At 58.0% G+C, this 20,373-nt stretch carries 15 protein-coding genes; 6 read left to right on the forward strand and 9 right to left on the reverse strand.

The window, feature by feature from the left end:
• Window positions 1-171 precede the first annotated feature (171 nt).
• The 6 genes from fbpC to M8013_RS09945 form a co-directional block, all read right to left on the reverse strand.
• Window positions 172-1,218, reverse strand: a complete 1,047-nt coding sequence (gene fbpC / locus M8013_RS09920) for a ferric ABC transporter ATP-binding protein (RefSeq protein WP_271267638.1) — start codon at window positions 1,216-1,218, stop codon at window positions 172-174.
• Between the two features lie 4 nt (window positions 1,219-1,222).
• Window positions 1,223-3,301, reverse strand: coding sequence for an ABC transporter permease (locus M8013_RS09925; protein ID WP_271267639.1), 2,079 nt, complete (start codon window positions 3,299-3,301; stop codon window positions 1,223-1,225).
• A 75-nt stretch (window positions 3,302-3,376) separates the two neighbouring features.
• Window positions 3,377-4,408, reverse strand: coding sequence for an ABC transporter substrate-binding protein (locus M8013_RS09930; RefSeq protein WP_271267640.1), 1,032 nt, complete (start codon window positions 4,406-4,408; stop codon window positions 3,377-3,379).
• Window positions 4,408-5,721 (reverse strand): MFS transporter family glucose-6-phosphate receptor UhpC, encoded by a 1,314-nt coding sequence (uhpC, locus tag M8013_RS09935; RefSeq protein ID WP_271267641.1) that lies wholly within the window; start codon window positions 5,719-5,721, stop codon window positions 4,408-4,410. Before uhpC ends, M8013_RS09930 begins: the two co-directional genes overlap by 1 nt.
• Before the next feature lie 85 nt (window positions 5,722-5,806).
• Window positions 5,807-7,348 (reverse strand): MASE1 domain-containing sensor histidine kinase, encoded by a 1,542-nt coding sequence (locus M8013_RS09940; protein WP_271267642.1) that lies wholly within the window; start codon window positions 7,346-7,348, stop codon window positions 5,807-5,809.
• On the reverse strand, window positions 7,348-7,977 hold the full coding sequence (locus M8013_RS09945) for a response regulator transcription factor (protein ID WP_271267643.1): 630 nt from the start codon (window positions 7,975-7,977) through the stop codon (window positions 7,348-7,350). Before M8013_RS09945 ends, M8013_RS09940 begins: the two co-directional genes overlap by 1 nt.
• Before the next feature lie 904 nt (window positions 7,978-8,881).
• Between M8013_RS09945 and tauA the strand changes: the two genes are divergently transcribed.
• Genes tauA through tauD form a run of 4 tightly spaced genes read left to right on the forward strand, consistent with a single transcriptional unit; the run spans window position 8,882 to window position 12,296 of the window.
• Entirely contained in the window at window positions 8,882-9,844 is a 963-nt protein-coding gene (tauA, locus tag M8013_RS09950; RefSeq protein WP_271267644.1) for a taurine ABC transporter substrate-binding protein, read from the forward strand.
• Window positions 9,845-9,856: 12 nt separating this feature from the next.
• On the forward strand, window positions 9,857-10,624 hold the full coding sequence (tauB, locus tag M8013_RS09955) for a taurine ABC transporter ATP-binding subunit (protein ID WP_271267645.1): 768 nt from the start codon (window positions 9,857-9,859) through the stop codon (window positions 10,622-10,624).
• Entirely contained in the window at window positions 10,621-11,448 is an 828-nt protein-coding gene (tauC, locus tag M8013_RS09960) for a taurine ABC transporter permease TauC (protein ID WP_271267646.1), read from the forward strand. Before tauB ends, tauC begins: the two co-directional genes overlap by 4 nt.
• Complete coding sequence (gene tauD / locus M8013_RS09965) at window positions 11,445-12,296, forward strand: taurine dioxygenase (protein ID WP_271267647.1); 852 nt, start codon at window positions 11,445-11,447, stop codon at window positions 12,294-12,296. The genes tauC and tauD overlap by 4 nt, the downstream gene beginning before the upstream one ends.
• Before the next feature lie 63 nt (window positions 12,297-12,359).
• Here tauD and olsF read toward each other — a convergent pair whose 3' ends face one another.
• Together olsF and hemB are read right to left on the reverse strand one after the other, a co-directional pair.
• Window positions 12,360-14,060, reverse strand: a complete 1,701-nt coding sequence (gene olsF, locus M8013_RS09970; RefSeq protein ID WP_271267648.1) for a bifunctional ornithine lipid synthase OlsF — start codon at window positions 14,058-14,060, stop codon at window positions 12,360-12,362.
• Window positions 14,061-14,178: 118 nt separating this feature from the next.
• The gene (gene hemB, locus M8013_RS09975) at window positions 14,179-15,153 is read right to left on the reverse strand and encodes a porphobilinogen synthase (RefSeq protein ID WP_271267649.1); all 975 of its coding nucleotides are present in this window, start codon (window positions 15,151-15,153) and stop codon (window positions 14,179-14,181) included.
• Between the two features lie 515 nt (window positions 15,154-15,668).
• On the opposite strand from hemB, the gene M8013_RS09980 reads away from it, so the two are divergent.
• Window positions 15,669-18,443, forward strand: a complete 2,775-nt coding sequence (locus M8013_RS09980) for an autotransporter outer membrane beta-barrel domain-containing protein (RefSeq protein WP_271267650.1) — start codon at window positions 15,669-15,671, stop codon at window positions 18,441-18,443.
• Window positions 18,444-18,511: 68 nt separating this feature from the next.
• Window positions 18,512-19,138 (forward strand): helix-turn-helix domain-containing protein, encoded by a 627-nt coding sequence (locus tag M8013_RS09985; RefSeq protein WP_271267651.1) that lies wholly within the window; start codon window positions 18,512-18,514, stop codon window positions 19,136-19,138.
• A 3-nt stretch (window positions 19,139-19,141) separates the two neighbouring features.
• On the opposite strand, the gene ampH is transcribed toward M8013_RS09985, so the two are convergent.
• On the reverse strand, window positions 19,142-20,299 hold the full coding sequence (ampH, locus tag M8013_RS09990; RefSeq protein WP_271267652.1) for a D-alanyl-D-alanine-carboxypeptidase/endopeptidase AmpH: 1,158 nt from the start codon (window positions 20,297-20,299) through the stop codon (window positions 19,142-19,144).
• Window positions 20,300-20,373: the final 74 nt, after the last annotated feature.

Here is a 20,373-nt window from a genome sequence, read left to right on the forward strand (position 1 = left end):
ATCTCTCGCATCCCACGGCATAAGCGACTCCATATACGGGTTCTTATGCCTTAGTTGTAAGTGTCTACCATGTCCCCGAACAAGCGTTCACTATGTCCCCAGTCTGTACACCCACGGGGAGAGGGAGCAAACACTAAAAACGACAACCAGAGGTTGTCGTTTTGCATTTACTTATGCCACTTCCGCCAGCACAAACATCCCGTACGGGTGGATCTCGAGGTAATAGTTTTCCCCGATGTCCGGCTGTAAGCGCGTGGCGTTCACCTGCAGCAAGATCTCCTGTCCGTGCCACTCCACAATCACCTCGTACTGCGGTCCCATATAGGCGACGTGGCGGATCACGCAGCGCTGGCTTTCGTCGCCGCGCTCGCTCAGGGTGATGGCTTCCGGGCGCACGCCCACGGAGCCTGTACCCTGGCTGGCAAAGTGCAGCGGACGCGGCAAACGGTAGCCGTGGATCTCGACGTAGTCATGGTTGAATGTCGCCGGGAACAGGTTGGCATCGCCCATAAAGCTCGCCATAAAGCGCGACGCCGGCTGGCGATACAGATCCTGCGGGGAGCCAATCTGCATGATGTTGCCTTTGTTCATCACCAGCACCGTGTCGGACACCGCAAACGCCTCGCTCTGATCGTGAGTCACGTACAGCGAGGTAATGTTGAACTGCTTTTGCAGCTCGCGAATTTTATCGCGCATGCTGCGACGCAGGTTGGCGTCGAGGTTACTCAGCGGTTCATCAAACAGCAGCACTTTGGGTTTGAGGATCAGCGCGCGGGCCAGCGCCACACGCTGCTGCTGGCCGCCGGAAATCTGGTCGACAAAGCGATCTTCAAAGCCTTCAAGATCGACCATCGCCAGTGCCTCTTTGACGCGGGCTTTGGTCTCTGCGCGTGAGATGCCGAGCATTTTCAGGCCGTAGCCGACGTTCTCGCCCAACGACATGTGCGGGAACAGGGCGTAAGACTGGAACACCATGCAGATATCGCGCTGCTGAATGGAACGATGGGTCACGTCCTCACCGTCGATCAGGATCTGCCCTTCGGTCGGTTTTTCCAGCCCCGCTACCAGCCGCAGGACCGTGGTTTTGCCGCAGCCGGACGGGCCGAGCAGCGTCACCATCTGTCCCTGGGGGATAGCGAGGTTAATGTTGTCGATGACCGTGTTATTGCCAAAGCGCTTGGTCACGTTGCGAAGTTCAACGAAATGTTTCTGAGTCATAGTGTTACGCCTGGTTTTTGGCTTTTGAACGGGAGGTACGAGACTCACCGATCAGCCAGTCAAAGAGGAAAATGATCGCCAGCATGACCACAATCAGGATCGAGCCGTAGGCAATCGCCACGCCGTATTCGCCGTCTTCCACCCGGTTCAGAATGTAGGCGGTCGCCACGCGGGTATCCGGCGTGACGAGGAACACAATGGCGCTGACGGTGGTAATCGCGCGCACAAAGCTGTAGATCAGCGCCGACAGGATCGCCGGGCGCAGCAGCGGCAGCAGGATGTGGGTGATGGTCCGGAGCGAACCGGCGCGCAGGCTGAGCGAGGCTTCATCCAGCGACTTATCAATCTGCCCCAGCCCCGCAATCCCGGCGCGAATGCCCACCGGCACGTTACGCATCACCATCGAAATAATCACAATCGCCGCCGTGCCGGTCAGGTACACCGGGGCGCTGTTAAACGCCAGAATGTACGACACGCCCGCCACGGTGCCCGGTACCGCAAAGCACAGCATGGTGGTGAACTCGATGGTCTTTTTGCCACGGAACTGCTGGCGTACCACCACCCAGGCGATCAGCAGGCCAAACCCGGCGGTGATCGGTGCGGCAATCCCGGCGTACAGCAGGGTATCGAGCAGCGAAGGCCACGCGCCGTCGCTCATCCCCTGGCCGAACAGCTTGATAAAGTTATCCAGCGTCAGGGTGTAATCCACCCCCCAGTTGACGGTAAAGCTGCCGTAGAAAATGCTGCCGTAGAGCAGGGCGTTAAAGGCGATCCACACCGACAGCAAGGCCACCACGGTCCACACCAGCGTCACCGGCAGCGGCTGCACGTCGCCGCGATACGATTTCCCGGAGACGGTGACGTACGAGCGCTTGCCGATCCACATGTACTGAATGCAGAACACCAGCAGCGAGAACACCAGCAGGAACGCGCCGAGGGTGCTGGCGGCCTGATAGTCCAGCTGCGAGCCGGTGATGTAGAAGTAGATCTGCGTCGCCAGCACGTCGAAGTTACCGCCCAGCACCAGCGGGTTACTGAAATCGGCCAGCGACTGGACGATGACGATCAGGAAGGCGTTGGCCAGCGCCGGTTTCAGCAGCGGAACAAACACGCCGTTAAAGGTCTGCCAGCGGCTGGCGCGCAGGGTGTACGACGCCTCTTCCAGCGACGGATGAATAGTTTTGATCGCCCCGTCGAGGATCATAAAGGCCATCGGGGTGAAGGCCAGCACCTGCGCCAGCCAGATGCCGGTAAACCCGTACAGCCAGTTGGTGTTGGTCAGCCCGAACCAGTCGACCATCAGCTCGGTGACGTAGCCGGAGCGGCCCATCATCAGCGTCACGCCCAGCCCCACCACGAACGGCGGGGTGACGATCGGCAGGATCGAGAAGATACGGCCAATAATGGCGCTGCGTTTCGCGATGCGGGTGGTGTAGATCGCCAGCACCAGGCCAAAGAAGGTACAGCCGATGCCGACCGCCACGCAGAGCAGGATCGAGTTGATGATCACCTGAATGATGTGCGACTGCGACAGCACGGCGACAAACGCCAGCGGAGCGAACTCGCCCGCGTCGTTGGTGAACATCGGAATAAAGATGGCGATACTCGGCCAGACGATGAAAATGCCGATCAGCGCGACGATAGCAATCAGCGAGCCAATCACAAAGCGGTCGCCGCCCAGCCACTCCAGCCGGGTCAGGGCCAGCGACATGATTGCCCCCAGCGCCACAAACAGCACGATAGTGGCATAGCCTAACCCGCGTTCTTCCACCGTGGCGCTGATGACGATAAATGCCATGCACAGCAGCGCCCAGCCAGCGTCAAAATAGTGACGGCTGCGCTGTTCGCGGCGGGCGGAATGAAACGGACGCAGCAGCAGCAGGCTTGGCAGCAGATACCACAGCCAGCTGATGTTGAAGTGCGACCAGCTATAGGCGTCGAGGATCTCGTCGCGGGTGGATTCCAGCAGGCCGTAATCCAGGCTCCAGCTTGGCAGCAGCGCAAAGGCCAGCCAGCCAAGCAAAACCCAAAGGAAGACCGCATCCCGTTTTTTCACGGGATGGAGAGCGAGTGTCTGTGACATAGGAATTCCGGGTGTTGATGAAGTTGTAGGCCGGGCAAGGCGCAGCCGCCGCCCGGCATTTACCGCACAGTGGGCTTATTTACCCATCTTCACGTCGCTGACCCACTTATTGATCAGCGCCTTACGCACGTCCGTTGAGCCGTACTTATCCATGTCGTAGCTGATCAGCTTCAGGTCATCCAGCTTCAGCGAGTTCGGTGAGGTTTCAGCGGTGGTGTTGGTCAGGATCTGGTAGGACTTGCCCTGTTTCCATGCCAGCTCCTGGGCGTCTTTTGACAGCACCCAGTCGACAAACAGCTTCGCATTCTCATCGTTACGCGCGCCTTTCAGGATGCTGACGCCGCCGATTTCATACCCGGTGCCTTCGCACGGTGAAATCAGCTCCAGCGGTGCGCCTTGCTCTTTTTCCAGCGAGTAGTCGTGCAGGAAGCCAATGCCGATGGCGGTTTCACCGCGGGCGGCATTACGCGCTGGGGCGATGCCGGATTTGGTGTACTGGGAGACGTTGCTGTTCAGCTGTTTCAGATAATCGAAGGCCTGATCTTCACCCCACAACTGCACGAAGGTCGCCAGTGCGGTGTAGGCGGTGCCGGAGCTTTGCGGATCGGCAATCTGGATCTCGCCTTTGTATTCCGGTTTGGTCAGATCCTTCCAGCACTGTGGGATTGGCAGATTTTTCTCTTTCAGGCGCTGGGTGTTAACGCCAAAGCCCAGAATACCCACGTATACCGCAGAAGAGAGGTTGCCTTTCACTTTTGCCGGATCGCGGAATTTCTCCATGATCTGCTCGAGGTTTTTCGATTTGTACGGCTGCAGCAGGCCCATTTCACCGGCCTGAGACTGCGGATCCAGCGTGCCGCCGTACCAGACATCGGCCTGCGGGTTTTTCTTCTCGGCATCCACTTTCGCCAGCGTGCTGCCAGAGCCGTTGCGGATAAACGAGGTTTTGACGTCGTATTTGTCGCCAAACGCTTTGGTTTCGGCTTCACACATTTCGTTGGTGGCGCTGCAGTAAACCACCAGACGGCCTTTAGCCTGAGCGGCACCGGAGAAGGTGGCCAGGGCGATCCCAGAGACAATAAGGGTAGAGAGCAGTGTTGTTTTCATTATTCAGCCTTTTGTGACGTTATAGGACTGCGAGACGCGGTGATGCCCGCCATCAGCAGCGGCATCAGTAACAAACCCATCAGCACGGCGGCAATCGAGAGCAAACTGAACATCCCCGACCAGCCGTAGCGTTCAATAACCAGTGACAGCGGCCACCCGGCCAGCGCCGCCCCCAGATAGGCAAACACGCCGAGAAAACCGGTAATCGAGCCTGCGGCCTGCTTGTGTCCGCATTCGACGGCGGCAAGGCCGATCAGCATCTGCGGACCAAAGACAAAAAATCCCACTGTAAAAAAGCACATCGCCAGCAGGGCGTAGTGATGGACCGGGGCCAGCCACAGGGCAGCCACCGACACCATCAATCCCAGCGTGAACAGCAATATCATTGGCGCCCGCTGGCCGCTGAACAGCAGATCCGATCCCCATCCGGCGAACAGCGCGCCGAGTAAACCCCCCACTTCAAACAGCATCACCGTGGCGTTGGCACTCAGCAGGTTGACGCCGTGGCTCTCTGCCAGCCACAGATTGCCCCAGTCGTTCAGGGCGATACGGATCAGATACACCAGCACATACGACGCCCCGAGCAGCCAGATCATCGGGTTTTGCAGCATGGTGGTGCGTAACATTTGCCACAGCCCCATCCGTGGGCTTTGCTGTTGCTGGCGCAACTCCAGTGGATCGTTGCGCCACTCGCCGACCGTTGGCAGACCCTCTTCCTGCGGTGTACCCCGCAGTTGTGTGGTCAGCCACAGGCCGAGCACGATACTGATGATCCCCGGTATCAGCATCGCTGCCTGCCAGCCCCAACGTTGGGCGGCAAAGGCACAAATCAGCGGAATAATGGCCCCGCCAATGTTGATTGAGGTATTCCAGCATCCCCACCAGAAGCCGCGCTCGTTGCGCGAATACCAGTGAGTCAGCAATCTTGCGCACGGCGGCCATCCCCATCCCTGAAAGAAGCCGTTCAGCGTCCAGATAAACAGCAGCAGGGGCAGGGAATCCCCGAAGGCGAACAGCACGTTCAGCACTCCGGTGGCCATCAGGCCGATACCCATAAAGGCCCGCTGCCCCTTACTGTCGTGCCACAGTCCGGCGGCAAATTTCGACAGCCCGTAGCTCAGGTAAAACAGCGAACCGATCAGGCCGATGTCGCTTTTACTCAGCCCCAGATCGATCTGCAGGGCCGGCAGTACGTAGTTGAGGCTTTTGCGCGTCAGGTAAAACGCGGCATAGCCAATCACCATGCAAATCAGCAGTCGCGGGCGCAGTGTCCGGTAGCGTTGAGTAACCTGTTCAGCTGACAGTGCGGGCATGGCGTTCTCCATTTGAGATGACTGTATGAAAGCGCGACGAAAAAGGGATGAGAGAAAGTCTGGCGTGACTAAGACTTTTTCCTGGTTAGCGGTGTGTTTGTTGCAAAATTGTGGGCAGGTTAACAATTACGCGCGTGCCGCCCTGTGATTCGAGGGTGAATTCCCCGCCGAGGGCGTGGACGCGTTCGCGCATCCCCTGAATGCCAAAGCCGGGGCTCTGCTGCGGGCTGATGCCGTGGCCGTTATCCCTGACCTCAAGGCGCAGCTGATCCCCCTGCTGACAGAGCAGGACGCTGACTTCGCTGGCATCGGCGTGCTTGCTGACGTTGTTCAGCAGCTCCTGCAGCAGGCGATAGAGGGTAAAGACCAGGGTTTCGCTCTGCGGCGGGGCGAGAAGCCGGTAATCAAAACGGCAGGCGATCCCACGTTCGGCAAAGGCGAACTCGTTCACCAGATGGTGCAGGGCCTCGTTTAACGACAGTTCGTCGAGCACCGGCGGGCGAAGCTGGCGCAGCAGTTGACGGGTGGAGTGATGAATGCGCCGCGCGAGATCGTTAATCTGCCCGGCGGCGGCTAACGCCTGCGGCGTATCGCCGGTGCGTTTTACCAGCTGGGACTGGATTTGGATGGCGGTGATGTTCTGGCCGATTTCGTCATGCAGCTCGCGGGCCAGCTGTTTGCGGGTGTCTTCTTCGGAGTGGATCAGCTTTTCCGCCAGCGCCCGGCGGGCCTGCAGTTCGTCCTCCAGCCGACGGCGATAGTGATCGAGGTTCATCGCCAGATGCTGCTGGCGGCTGATGGCGATCCCCAGCCCAATCCCCAGCAGCGACTGAGTGGCGAGGAAAATCTCCAGCTCCAGCAGGTCGTTGAACCCGACTCCAACCTGGCGGGCGATGGTGATCATCATGCTGCCCAGCAGCCCGGAGAGCACGCCGCCCTGCCAGCCAAACTTCCACGCCATCACCACGTTGGGCAGAAACACCACGATCAGCAGCAGCCGCTCCAGCGCCGGGGAGAGCACCATCTGGGTGCCAATACCGATGATAAAAAACAGGCTGCACCAGATAATCAGCGAGGTGCGCAGCGGCGGATTGCTGGTATCGAGCCCCAGCAGATGATAGCGATGCTGCTGGCGTAAAAACTCAAACACCAGATAGACAAACGGAGTGAGCAGCACCCCGCCAGTAAAAGAGGCCAGCGCAATCAGGATGGTGGGGCTGTCGAGAAACGGCGCCAGCATCAGGGTCTGGATCAGGGCGTTAAGGGTCACCGCCGCAATCAGCAGGGACAGGCGCTGCCAGTAGAGGGGAAAGCGGTGCCAGTAGTGTTGGGCTACCCACGCCGAAACGGTGCCCAGCAGCGGCACAACCAGCATCAGGGGCCGGGTCAGGAGCTGTTCGCTGTGCAGCCACAGCATCGCGGCCAGCGTCGGCAGGATTAACGCGGGCCAGAAGCGGCGCGAGAGCACAATCATCAGCGCCAGCCAGACGCCCTGCGGCAAGAACAGTACCGCCTGCTGACCGTTCTGGGTCAGGTAAAAACTGAGCGTCCACAGCATCAGCCAGCCTGTGCCCCAGGCCAGCATAATAAACAGGGAGAGGATGATGTGCCGCAGGGAGCGCCGCATCAGTGGCCGTTCAGCAGCTGGTTATCGAGGGCAAAATGCACCAGTTCAATGGTGCTGCTGCACTGCAGTTTGCCCAGCACGTTGGCGCGATGGACGTGGACGGTTTTGTGGCTGAGTTCGAGTTTGAAGGCGATTTCCTTCACGCTGTCGCCCTTGACCAGCAGCTCAAACACCTCTTTTTCGCGCGGGGTCAGGGCCGCCAGCGCCTGGGACGTCGGCTCGCCGCCGCGCAGGGCTTTGACCGCATCGGCACACAGATAATGCCCGCCCATCCCGACGGATCGCACCGCCTGCACCAGCTCCTCCGGGCCGCAGCGTTTGGTGAGATAGCCGCTGGCACCCGCATCGAGCGCGCTCTGCACAAACGCGGGCGTATCATAGATGCTGAGAATAATGGCGCGAAAGCCGGGGCGCTGCTGACGCAGACGTTTGAGCAGGCTCAGGCCGTTTTCATCCGGCATGGCGACATCGAGCACGGCGACGTCGATGGCGTCGCGGGTCAGCGCGGGCCAGGCGTCTGCGGCGCTGCTGTACTGGCCCTCGACCACCAGATCCTGTTCCAGGTTTAACAGCTGGGCGAACCCGGAACGAACTACCACATGGTCGTCCACCAGCACCACTTTGATCATTTCCGATACCTTTGAGGGAGAGTGTGCCTATGATGCCTGTCCGGGCAGGGGTGGCAATCCTGTGCCTGTGGTTATGTAACGGATGTAACATAATTGCAATAAATGGATCGTGATGGTTGAGGGTGGGGTGGGGTGGGGTGGGGTGGGTTGGGTTGGGGGGATATGTGGCAACGGTGGGGGTTCCGTTCACTTTACGTTCTGCGTTTCTCTTTATGCCGCGTCACACGTGAACGTGCGAAGGGGGCTCGCCGCCACCCCCTTCGCCATCCCGGCTCCCGGCAACGAAAATCGCCGCTACGCGGTGCACTCAGCTTATTCCGCCTGGCTTTCGGGTCGGGCGCGATCCTGCATCCATGCAGGTCACGCCCTCTCCGCGCATCCCTGCGCGTCGCCCCGGCCAGGCGAAAACGCTTCGTCGATTTCCAGCCGGACTGGGGTGTCGCGGGGATATCTGCTTCTGCATGATCATTTTCATCGCGGTGATTTCTTGTTTTGCGAGGTTGCCTTTGCGGACGACTTTCCGACAAATTTGCCCACTTTCGAACTCGAGCCCGATCAACGGGGCATTTTCTTTACTGATACGCTAAAAATGCCTCAGTCATTTAAGATCTCACAGCGGCACCGAATCCGGCTGAAAATCGCCGAAGTGTTTCCTGTAGCCAGGGGCGACGCGCATGGATGCGCGGCGAGGGCACGTTCACAGGTGACGCGGCACACAGAGCAGCAAGAAACCTAAAGTGAACGGAACCACCACAATAGCCAACATGTTCACCCCCAAAAACCAACTATCTATTCCCACTTTTTTTCTAAAAACGATTCGGCATTAACGATGCTTTTTAATTCCTTTATCAAAATTCCGCCGCCGGAAATACTGCCTCCATAACAACAGAGGGGAGCAGACATCATGGCAATTTCATCGCGTATCACCTTACTCGGCGCACTGGCGCTGTGGGCATTCCAGGCGCAGGCGGTGGAGGTCACCGTCGCGTATCAAACCTCAGCTGAGCCCGCCAAAGTGGCTCAGGCAGACAACACTTTCGAGAACGCCAGCGGCGCGAAAGTGAACTGGCGTAAGTTCGACAGCGGCGCCAGCATTGTGCGGGCCCTGGCGTCCGGCGATGTGCAGATTGGCAACCTCGGCTCCAGCCCGCTGGCGGTCGCGGCCAGTCAGCAGGTGCCCATCGAAGTGTTCCTGCTCGCCTCCCAGCTCGGTAATTCCGAAGCGCTGGTGGTGAAGAAAAACATCACCAAACCCGAAGACCTGATCGGCAAACGCATCGCGGTGCCGTTTATCTCCACCACCCACTACAGCCTGCTGGCGGCCCTGAAACACTGGGGGATCAAGCCGGGCCAGGTCGAGATCATCAACCTGCAACCCCCGGCAATCATCGCCGCCTGGCAGCGCGGTGATATTGACGGAGCCTATGTCTGGTCGCCTGCGGTGAACGAGCTGGAAAAAGACGGCAGCGTGCTGACCGACTCCGCGCAGGTGGGGCAGTGGGGATCGCCAACCCTCGACGTGTGGGTGGTACGTAAAGACTTCGCTGAGAAGCACCCAGAGATCGTCAAAGCCTTCGCCAAAAGCGCCATCGACGCCCAGCAGCCCTACATTTCTAACCCTGATGAGTGGCTGAAACAGCCTGCAAATCTGGAGAAACTCGCCCGCCTGAGCGGCGTGCCCGAAGCCGACGTGCCGGGGCTGGTGAAAGGGAATACCTACCTGACCCCTGCCCAGCAGCTGCAGCAGCTGGCGGGTCCGGTGAATAAAGCGATTATCGACACCGCCGGGTTCCTGAAAGAGCAGGGCAAAGTGCCTGCTGTTTCGGCGGATTACAGCCAGTACGTGACCGATCGTTTTGTGAAATAACCGGAGGCCGCGATGCTGCATATTTCCAACCTTTACGCCGATTACCACGGCAAACCGGCGCTCGAGGATATCAACCTGACGGTGGACAGCGGTGAGCTGCTGGTGGTGCTGGGGCCGTCGGGCTGCGGCAAAACCACCTTGCTCAATCTGGTAGCCGGGTTTGTGCCTTATCAGCGCGGCAGCATTCAGCTGGCGGGCAAGCGGGTGGAAGGGCCAGGCGCAGAGCGCGGCGTGGTGTTCCAGAACGAAGGGTTGCTGCCGTGGCGTAACGTGCAGGAAAACGTCGCGTTTGGCCTGCAGCTGGCAGGCATCGCGCGGGAAACGCGGCTGAATATCGCCCGCGAAATGCTGAAAAAGGTCGGGCTGGAGGGGGCGGAAAAACGCTTTATCTGGCAGCTCTCTGGCGGTCAGCGTCAGCGCGTCGGGATTGCCCGGGCGCTGGCGGCCAATCCCCAGCTGTTGCTGCTGGATGAACCCTTCGGGGCGCTGGATGCCTTTACCCGGGAGCAGATGCAAACCCTGCTGCTGCGTCTGTGGCATGAGACCGGTAAGCAGGTGCTGCTGATCACCCATGACATCGAAGAAGCGGTGTTTATGGCCACCGAACTGGTGCTGTTGTCGCCGGGGCCGGGTCGGGTACTGGAGCGCCTGCCGCTCAATTTTGCCCACCGCTATGTAGGCGGCGAACCGGTGCGCAGCATCAAATCCGATCCGGACTTTATCGCCCAGCGCGAGTACGTGCTGAGCCGGGTGTTCGACCAGCGGGAGGCCTTCTCATGAGCATTGTGGTGACCGACAAAACGGCGCAAAAACGCCTTACGCTGCGCTGGCCCTTATCGCGTCAACTGACGCTGAGCATCAGCACGCTGCTGGTGCTGCTGGCAATATGGTGGGCGGTGGCAGCCCAGCAGTGGGTGAGCCCGCTGTTTCTGCCCGCGCCAGCCCAGGTGCTGAGCAAATTAATTTCTATTGCCGGTCCACAAGGCTTTATGGATGCCACCCTGTGGCAGCATCTGGCGGCCAGTCTGGGGCGCATTCTGGTGGCGCTGCTGGCAGCAGTAATCATCGGCATCCCGGTGGGGATCGCGATGGGGCTCAGCCCAACGGTGCGCGGGATCCTCGATCCGTTGATCGAGCTGTATCGACCGGTACCGCCGCTGGCGTATCTGCCGCTGATGGTTATCTGGTTTGGCATCGGTGAGACCTCGAAGATCCTGCTGATCTACCTGGCGATTTTTGCCCCGGTGGCGATGTCGGCGGTGGCGGGCGTCAAGAGTGCCCAGCAGGTGCGGCTCCGGGCGGCACAGTCGCTGGGGGCCAGCCGCGTGCAGGTGCTGTGGTTTGTGATTTTGCCCGGCGCGTTGCCGGAGATTTTAACCGGGCTGCGCATTGGGTTAGGCGTGGGCTGGTCGACGCTGGTGGCGGCGGAGCTTATCGCCGCGACGCGGGGGTTAGGGTTTATGGTGCAGTCGGCGGGGGAATTCCTGGCGACCGACGTGGTGTTGGCCGGGATCATGGTGATCGCCGTGATCGCCTTTGGTTTAGAACTGGGGCTGCGCGCGCTACAGCGCCGTCTGACGCCCTGGCATGGAGAGATACAATGAGTGAACGTCTGACCATTACCCCGCTGGGGCCGTACATTGGTGCGCAGATTTCGGGTCTGGATGTGACCCGGCCGTTAAGCGATAACCAGTTTGAGCAGCTGTATCACGCGGTGCTGCGCCATCAGGTAGTGTTCCTGCGCGAGCAGGCGGTGACCCCGCAGCAGCAGCGCGCGCTGGCCCTGCGCTTTGGCGATCTGCATATTCACCCGGTCTACCCGCATGCGGAAGGCGTTGAAGAAATTATCGTGCTGGATACCCATAACGATAACCCGCCGGATAACGACAACTGGCATACCGACGTGACGTTTATCGAGACCCCGCCCGCCGGAGCGATTCTGGCGGCGAAGCTGCTGCCAGAAACCGGTGGTGATACGCTGTGGACCAGCGGCATTGCGGCGTACGAGGCGCTGTCCGCGCCGTTTAAGCAGCTGTTGAGCGGCCTGCGTGCCGAACATGATTTTAAGAAATCGTTCCAGGAATATAAGTATCGCAAAACCGAAGAAGAGCACGCCCGCTGGCAGGAAGCGGTGGCGAAACACCCGCCGCTGCTGCATCCAGTAGTGCGTACCCATCCGGTCAGCGGTAAACAGGCGCTGTTCGTCAACGAGGGCTTCACCACCCGGATCGTTGACCTGAGCGAGAAAGAGAGCGCGGCGCTGTTAGGGTTTCTGTTTGCGCATATCACCAAACCAGAGTTCCAGGTGCGCTGGCGCTGGCAGGAAAACGATCTGGCGATCTGGGATAACCGGGTGACGCAGCACTATGCCAACGCGGATTATCTGCCGCAGCGACGCATCATGCAGCGGGCGACGATTCTGGGGGATAAGCCGTTTTATCGTGCGGGCTGATTGCCCTCACCCCAACCCTCTCCCACGGGGAGAGGGAGAAAAATAGGTAGCCGCCACCCGGCGTTACAAATGTACTTCGATATACCGCTGATAGCGGTTGGCTTTCAGGTAGCACAAGTCCACCAGCACCAGCCCGTCGACGCAGTTGTTGAAGGCCGGATCGCTGCCAAAATCGATAAACTGTACCCCGCCTGGCTCGCACAGTTCGGAATACTGTTTATACAGCGGCGGGATGCCGCAACCCAGATTGCCGAGCAGTGATTTCAGGCGGGTCAGGTCTTCGACGTAATCGACACCCGCAAACTGTGCCAGCACGTCGGGCAGCGAAGCCGGATACGGCTGGCGCGAGACGGCTAAAGGATGGCTGGCCGGGAACCACAGGCGGTAAAACGCCACCAGTAAATCCCGCGCGGCGGGCGGTAATCCGCCCGAAATTGACACCGGGCCGAAGAGATAGCGGTACTGCGGGTAGCGTGCCAGATAAGCGCCGATGCCCGACCACAAATAGTCCAGCCCACGGCGGCCCCAGTAGCGCGGCTGAATAAAGCTGCGTCCCAGCTCGATGCCGTGCTCCAGCACGTCTTCCATTTTGTCGTCGTAATGAAACAGGCTGTAGCTGTACAGCCCGCCGAGCCCGCGGTTTTCGACCTGTGTAGCGGTGGGCATAAAGCGATACGCACCGACCACTTCCAGATCCTCGTCATCCCACAGGATCAGATGCAGGTAGTCATCGTCATAGCTGTCAGTATCCCGACGCTTGCCGCTGCCTTCGCCCACGGCGCGGAATGCCACTTCACGCAAGCGCCCCAGCTCGCGCAAGATCGGCACATCTTCCTGGCCGTTGCGCTGCCACAAATAAATAGTTTTGCCATCGCTGGTTTTCCCCAGACATTCGGCCTGGGCGAGTGCGCGCTTGAGCGTGGCGCGATCCTCGGGCCGCGCAATGGCCGATTCCGTTTTAAACCGGCCAGGCAGTCCCTTGCCAAGACCCATCACGTGCTGACGGCACTGTTCGGCCATCTCACGGGGAGAGAGCGTGGCGCTGAACCAGTGGCTCCAGGGGATCTGCTGGCCGATTTTAATCGGCAGTCGGCTGTGCTGACGGCGGAACATCTGCTGCATCAACAGCAGCATCGACAGGGTGGGGGAAATCAGCGTGCTGGCATAAAACAGCAGGCTGTTGTGCGCCTGAATGTGCATCGGCAGCAGCGGGACGCGCAGCTTGCTTGCGATCTTAATAAAGCCGGAGTGCCATTTTTTATCGCGAATGCCTTTGCGCGTCGGGCGCGAGACTTCGCCCGCCGGGAAGAAGATCAACACCCCCGCGTTTTGCAGGTGCTGTTCCATTTGCACCAGCGATGTTTTGGCGGTTTTGCCGCCCAGATTATCGACCGGAATAAACAGCGAACTGAGCGGTTCAAGGTGCGTTAGCAAGCGGTTGGTGACCACTTTGACATCCCGGCGCACACGGGAAACGGCGTACATCAGCGCCAGGCCGTCGAGCGTGCCTGTCGGATGATTTGCGATAATAACCAGCGGGCCATGTTCGGGGATTTGTTCGAGATCGCGGGAAGAGAGCGTGCAGATAATATCAAGATGTTCCAGAACCTGTTCCACCATATCGAGTCCTTTCAGGTGGCGGTGGGTGGCGGCGAACTGCTGAAACTCCTCTTCGTGTAAAACTTTGCTTAACAGCCTTTTTTGCCAGGGTGCAGGCCTCGCCTGCGGCCAAAGATCGTCGAGAACGCTGTCGATACTAAACATGGTGGCTCCTCCTGCTGTCTTTCCCGGACAGTAGAATAGCCAGATGTCGTTTGCATTGCAGAGGGGTGAAGATTGTGTGGAAGGCCCGGTAAGCGGAGCGCCACCGGGCAAAAGCGGATTAACGCAGGATTTTCTTCTCGGCCAGATCCAGCGCGAAGTAGCTGAAGATCAGATCCGCGCCGGCGCGTTTGATCGCTCCCAGGCTCTCGAGGATCACTTTCTCTTCGTCGATCGCCCCCGCCTGCGCGGCGAATTTGATCATCGCGTACTCGCCGCTCACCTGGTAGGCGCCCAGCGGCAGCTCGGTGCGTTCGCGGATGTCGCGCAGGATATCAAGGTATGCGCCAGCTGGTTTCACCATCAGGCAGTCGGCACCTTGTGCTTCGTCGAGCAGCGATTCACGGATCGCTTCCCGGCGGTTGAGCGGGTTCATCTGATAGGTTTTGCGATCGCCTTTCAGCGCGGTACCGGCGGCTTCACGGAACGGGCCGTAGAACGACGAGGCGAATTTGGTGGAGTAGGACATGATCGCCGTATCGGTGAAGCCCGCCGCGTCCAGCGCCTGGCGAATGGCCTGTACCTGGCCGTCCATCGCGGCCGACGGGGCGATAAAATCTGCACCGGCAGCAGCGGCAATCACCGCCTGCTTGCCTAGATTGATCAGGGTCGCGTCGTTATCGACGCCGTGATCGCACAATACGCCGCAGTGGCCGTGCGAGGTGTATTCGCAGAAGCAGGTGTCGGACATGACGATCATCTCCGGCACGGTCTGTTTGGCAATGCGCGACATGCGCGCCACCAGACCGTCTTCTTTCAGCGCATCGCTGCCGGTGGCATCGGTATGGTGCGAAATGCCGAAGGTCATGATCGAGCGAATACCGGCATTGGCAATGCGCTCGATTTCGCGCGCCAGGTGCTTCTCGGGAATTCGCATCACGCCCGGCATGGCCTCGATGGCTTTATAGTCATCGATCTCTTCTTCAACAAAAATCGGCAACACCAGATCGTTTAAGGTCAGTGTTGTCTCTTCAAACATGGCGCGCAGAGCGGGGGATTTGCGCAGACGACGTGGACGAGCAATTAAATCGGTCATGATATGCCTGACATAGATGAATGAAAGAGGGCCAGTGTACCTGAAATGCCAATTGCCTGTTTTACTAAAATTGTCGTTAAGCCTGAATAATGTGAGTGCGATTATTGGGCCATTCCTTTTTCATTGAATAAAATAAGTTTGCGCAATATGTAATTTAATTAACTGGAGCGGGGTGGGCGGGGGGCTTTTAATCTAACGACATGGCAATGAAAGGCTTTTTGGTGATTTTCTCTTTATTCAAATTCATGCCATTTGTTTCCTTCGTTTTCTTTATTGATATTAATGATGATTTGCAAGTTAAGCTGTTATTTTTTTATATGTAACTTATTGATATTAGTGTTTTTATTTGTATTCCCCGGTGCGTTAAAAGATTATTTATTTGTTTTGTCTGTTTCCGAACTTAATTGATGGATTCATTGAACTATTTTCTTTTGAGGCTGCATAATTCCCGCCGCAATATATTTGCACTGTAGTTACGGACAAACTTGCTTACGTCCCTGAGGAGGGATGAACCAATGCAAACATGGAAAAAGAAACTTGTTGTATCTCAACTTGCATTAGCCTGCACGCTGGCTATCGCTTCTCAAGCCAATGCAAAAGATATCTCTGGTAACAGCTATAACACCTTTGGCTATGACAGTACTGCAACATCGGCCTTGTATAATGGCTATGCTGACTGGAATTACGCTACCGGGACCCACGATGGCGATATCTATCCCGTCATCAATAAGTCGACGCTGAACGGAGTACTCTCAACGTACTACCTGGATGACGGCCTGGATGGGTATAAGAACGCCCTGACTGTCTCCAACAGCACCCTTAACGGCATGATCACCTCTAAGTGCATGACCACTGAATGTGCGGGTGGTCTGAATACGGACGGTACCACTCATCAGCAGTACGATCGTTTTGCGCTGACGCCGGACAACACCACCGTCAACGATACCTATGAGCATTATGCTTACGATGTGGTAAACGGCAGCAACACGACCACGAATTACTGGGACACCTATGCCCTGGGTAATGCCATTACCCTCGACGTCGAATCTGACATTGTTATCCAGAATAACTCCCGTATTGCCGGGATTACCCTGACCCAGGGTTATCAAGAACTGGATAATACGCCGTACGATTCAACGTCTGGTATTGAAGACAGCAGCAACGTCTTTACCAACACCCTGAATGTTAAAGATTCTGTCGTCACGTCAGGGGCTGATAGCGATCTGGGGGCCAACGGTTTCTATGGCCAGTCGGCAAAACCAAGCGATTACGGTGAGAGTACGGCCACGGCATCTGACGATGCTGCGCTGATCGTCAAAGCCAGCAGCGCTGATAACGCGATGCAAACAACGGCTAACTTCGATCATTCGACGCTGACCGGCGATGTGCTGTTCACCAGCACCTTCGATAACAACTTCTATGATAATGGCGATCCGGCTACCGACACGACCAGCGATGGCGTGTACAACCCAACTACAAACGGCTGGGATGGTACCGATAAACTGGATCTGACTCTGACCAACGGCAGCAAGTGGGTCGGTGCAGCCGTCTCCAGCGTTGAGATGATCACCCCGTCGCAGATGTATGGCCTCGGCTACAGCAGCGTCGACTGGCGTGCGCTGGCGGCGAACAGTATCTGGCCATCATCCACCTATGACAGCAACGGTCATCTGGTGGGAAGCGCGGTTTATCAGAGCGGTTTGTTCAATGTCACGCTGGATAACGGTTCAGAGTGGGATACCCGTAAGGGATCCAACATTGACAAGCTGGTCGTTAATAACCGTTCACAGGTCAACGTTGAGAACTCCAGCCTGCTGGCTGACAGCATCAATCTGAGCAACGCGTCGTCAATGAACATTGGTGACGCCGGCGATGTAGCAACAGATAGCCTGTATCTCGACAGCGCAAGTCTGGTTAGTCTGACTCAGGAAACGGCAGAGCTGTACGCGAACACCATCACCGTGGATAACCGCGCAGAGCTGATGCTGGGTCTGGGTCAGGTGGACACCCATAAAATGGTGCTGACCGACGGCGGTGTGCTGAATGTGGGCAGCCGTGACTACGTGTTTAATTCAGATCTGATCAATGCCCGCTATATCACCAACGACAGTAAGCTAGCCGATTACGATTACGGGGTTATTGCCCTGAAATCTGATGGTCATCTGGCTGTAAACGGGGAAGTATCCGGTAACTACAAAGTTCGTCTGGACGATGCGACCGGGGCCGGGTCCGTTGCCGACTACCAAAACAAAGAGATCGTCCGTATTTATGACAACAACGCGGATACCCAGGCCAGCTTTACCGCTGCCAACAAAGCCGATCTCGGGGCTTACACCTATCAGGCACAGCAGCAGGGCGACACCGTGGTGTTGCAGCAGGATCGTCTGACCGATTACGCCAACATGGCGCTGAGCATTCCGTCTGCTAATACCAACATCTGGCATCTGCAGCAGGATGCGCTGGCGAACCGTTTAACCAGCAGCCGTCACGGGCTGACGGATAACGGTGGCGCATGGGTTAACTTCATCGGCGGCAATTTCGACGGCGATAACGGCACGATCAATTACGATCAGGACGTGAGCGGCATCATGGTGGGTGTCGATACTCACATCGAAGGCAATAACGCTGACTGGATCGTGGGTGGCGCGGCAGGCTTTGCGAAAGGCGACATGAGCGATCGTACCGGCCAGGTCGATCAGGATAGCCAGACCGCCATGGTGTACTCCGCGGCGCGCTTTGCTAACGATATCTTCCTCGATAGTTCCCTAAGCTACACCCGCTTCAATAACGACCTTTCGGCAAACATGAGCAACGGCAAATACGTTGAGGGCGATACCTCAACGGATGCCTGGGGCTTTGGGCTGAAGCTGGGCTACGACTGGAAACTGAACGCGTCCGGCTACATTACGCCGTATGCGGCTATTTCCGGCCTGTTCCAGTCGGGTGACGATTATCGTCTGAGCAACGACCTGCAGATGGGCAGTCAGTCCTACGACAGCATGCGTTACGAAGCGGGTATCGACGCCGGTTACACCTTTGGTTATAGCGACGATCAGGCGCTGACCCCGTACTTCAAACTGGCTTACGTTTATGACGATGCCAGTGAGGATGCGAAGGTTAACGGCGACCGCATCGATAACGGGGTGAAAGGCTCTGCCGTTCGCGTCGGGCTGGGTACGCAGTTCAGCTTCACCAAGAACTTCAGTGCCTATACCGATGCCACCTACCTCGGTGGGGGTGACGTTGATCAAAACTGGGGTGCGAACCTCGGTGTGAAATACAGCTGGTAAGGGCTGTGATGCGGGGAGGCTTGCCTCCCCGCTTTTTTAGTATCAGTTAAGGATGACCAGATACCTGCATGAACCGTTATGCGAAACCCATTTCTGAATTCTCCCGGCTCGAAAAGTGCCTTGCCGGCCACTGCACGCCGTTCAAACTCGCTGCCCAGCACCCACTGTTTGGCGATCGTGAAGAAGACGAGAATTACGCGCTGGTGCTGCAGTCAGGCACGCTCAGCATTCACCGTCAGCAGGATGATTTGCTGGTCGAGATTGTCGCCGCACCCTACATCTTCGGGATCAATGCCGGGATGATGGGCTGCAGCACCGAGTATCTGCTGGTGTCCCAGTCACTCTGTTCCGGGTTCTATCTGCCCGCCCCGGATGCCCGCCATCTGATCCAGCAGGCAGGATTATGGGCTGATGCGTTCAGCTGGCTCTCCTGGCATCACCGGGTGATGGAGATCCGCGACACGCAGCTGGTGGGCAATAACTCCTACAGCCAAATTCGCTCCATTCTGCTGGATATGGCCCAGTGGGATGAGGCATTGCGCATGCGGGTTGGGGTGATGGACTTCATTCAGCGGCGGACGCGTATTTCACGCTCGGTGGTGGCAGAGGTGCTGGCAGCGCTGCGACAGGGGGATTACATCAATATGGCCAGGGGCAAACTGGTCAGCATCAACCGTTTGCCCACGGAGTATTAAGGATTACGACGCCGGAATGACCCGCGGTTTGTTCTCGCTCATCTCGACCACCAGCTGGTTGACGCCGTCGCTCATGTTGACGAAGCGCGTCTGCGGCGAACGTGTCACCACCACAAAAACCCCCACGTTAGACTGCGGGATCATGGCCATATAGGTGATGAATCCGCCGCCACCGCCCGTTTTCTGCATAATCCCCGGCCGCCCGTTTTTCGGCGCCATATACACCCAGCCGAGGCCTAGCGCGTCGGCCCGGCCCGGGACGTCCATGCCAATCATCCGTGTGAGCTGGCTACGCTGATAGATCAGGGTCTGCATTCTGTCGGCCTGGTTGCTGCGCGAATAGAAATCGGAGGAGAGGAACTGCTGCATCCAGCGCATCATGTCGCCCGGCGTGGAGTAGACGCCACCGCTGCCCACGGCGGCGAGGGTGTTGTTACACGGACTGGCCCCTTTTTCTGCCACCATCAGGCGCTTGCACTGATCGGGGGAGGGGGTAAAGGTGGTGTCTTTCATCCCCAGCGGACGGGTAATTTGCTCGTCGAACAGCTGGCTGTAGGGTTTACCGGTGGCGGTGGCCAGCGCATCGGCCAGCAGATCAAACGCCAGGTTGGAGTAAGCAGCCTGCGAACCCGGCGCTGATTTCAGACTGGCGGTGGTCAGCCAGTTCCAGCGCTGATCGCGGGTTGGCCAGACGAAAACCGGACGGTGCGCGGCACCACCCGGCTGTTCGCGCGGCAGGGCGCTGGTGTGGGTCGCCAGGTTGACCAGCGTGATCGGCGCGCCCTGATACGTTGGCACACGGGCCCCCGGTGGCGCATATTTGCTGAGCGGATCGTTCAGTTTCACCACGCCCTGGTCGAGCATTTTCACCAGCATCTCGCTGGTCATTAATTTGGTCAGGGAGGCGATGCGCACCACGGAATCAAGCTGTGGGTGGATGTTATTACCCGGACGTGTTTCACCAAAGCTGCGGAATACGCGCTGGTTACCGTCAATTGCCACCAGTGCCATCCCGGTTGCGCCACTGCCGTAAAAAATAAGATTCGCATAGCGATCAACAACATCGGAAGCGAAAGCCGGATCGGCAATCGGCTGGGCAGCCTGCACGCTGGTCAGGCTGGCGGCGTACAACACGGCAGAGAGTAACAGACAACGTTTCAACGAAAGCATCCATGAAGTGAATGAGAAAAGTATGCGTATTTATACTATTAAACCGCGGTTTGCAAAGGCCTGAA

Origin of the sequence: Silvania confinis (assembly GCF_025564085.1) — a bacterium.
In the GTDB taxonomy this organism is placed as follows: domain Bacteria; phylum Pseudomonadota; class Gammaproteobacteria; order Enterobacterales; family Enterobacteriaceae; genus Enterobacter; species Enterobacter confinis.

Excerpts from the sequence above, each read along its gene's own strand:
- M8013_RS09925 (WP_271267639.1), bottom strand. The coding sequence starts at position 3,301 with ATGTCACAGACACTCGCTCTCCATCCCGTGAAAAAACGGGATGCGGTC.
- M8013_RS09930 (WP_271267640.1), bottom strand. The coding sequence starts at position 4,408 with ATGAAAACAACACTGCTCTCTACCCTTATTGTCTCTGGGATCGCCCTG.
- tauD (WP_271267647.1), top strand. The coding sequence starts at position 11,445 with ATGAGTGAACGTCTGACCATTACCCCGCTGGGGCCGTACATTGGTGCG.
- tauA (WP_271267644.1), top strand. The coding sequence starts at position 8,882 with ATGGCAATTTCATCGCGTATCACCTTACTCGGCGCACTGGCGCTGTGG.
- M8013_RS09940 (WP_271267642.1), bottom strand. The coding sequence starts at position 7,348 with ATGCGGCGCTCCCTGCGGCACATCATCCTCTCCCTGTTTATTATGCTG.
- fbpC (WP_271267638.1), bottom strand. The coding sequence starts at position 1,218 with ATGACTCAGAAACATTTCGTTGAACTTCGCAACGTGACCAAGCGCTTT.
- M8013_RS09985 (WP_271267651.1), top strand. The coding sequence starts at position 18,512 with ATGAACCGTTATGCGAAACCCATTTCTGAATTCTCCCGGCTCGAAAAG.
- tauB (WP_271267645.1), top strand. The coding sequence starts at position 9,857 with ATGCTGCATATTTCCAACCTTTACGCCGATTACCACGGCAAACCGGCG.
- tauC (WP_271267646.1), top strand. The coding sequence starts at position 10,621 with ATGAGCATTGTGGTGACCGACAAAACGGCGCAAAAACGCCTTACGCTG.
- M8013_RS09980 (WP_271267650.1), top strand. The coding sequence starts at position 15,669 with ATGCAAACATGGAAAAAGAAACTTGTTGTATCTCAACTTGCATTAGCC.
- M8013_RS09945 (WP_271267643.1), bottom strand. The coding sequence starts at position 7,977 with ATGATCAAAGTGGTGCTGGTGGACGACCATGTGGTAGTTCGTTCCGGG.
- hemB (WP_271267649.1), bottom strand. The coding sequence starts at position 15,153 with ATGACCGATTTAATTGCTCGTCCACGTCGTCTGCGCAAATCCCCCGCT.
- uhpC (WP_271267641.1), bottom strand. The coding sequence starts at position 5,721 with ATGCCCGCACTGTCAGCTGAACAGGTTACTCAACGCTACCGGACACTG.
- olsF (WP_271267648.1), bottom strand. The coding sequence starts at position 14,060 with ATGTTTAGTATCGACAGCGTTCTCGACGATCTTTGGCCGCAGGCGAGG.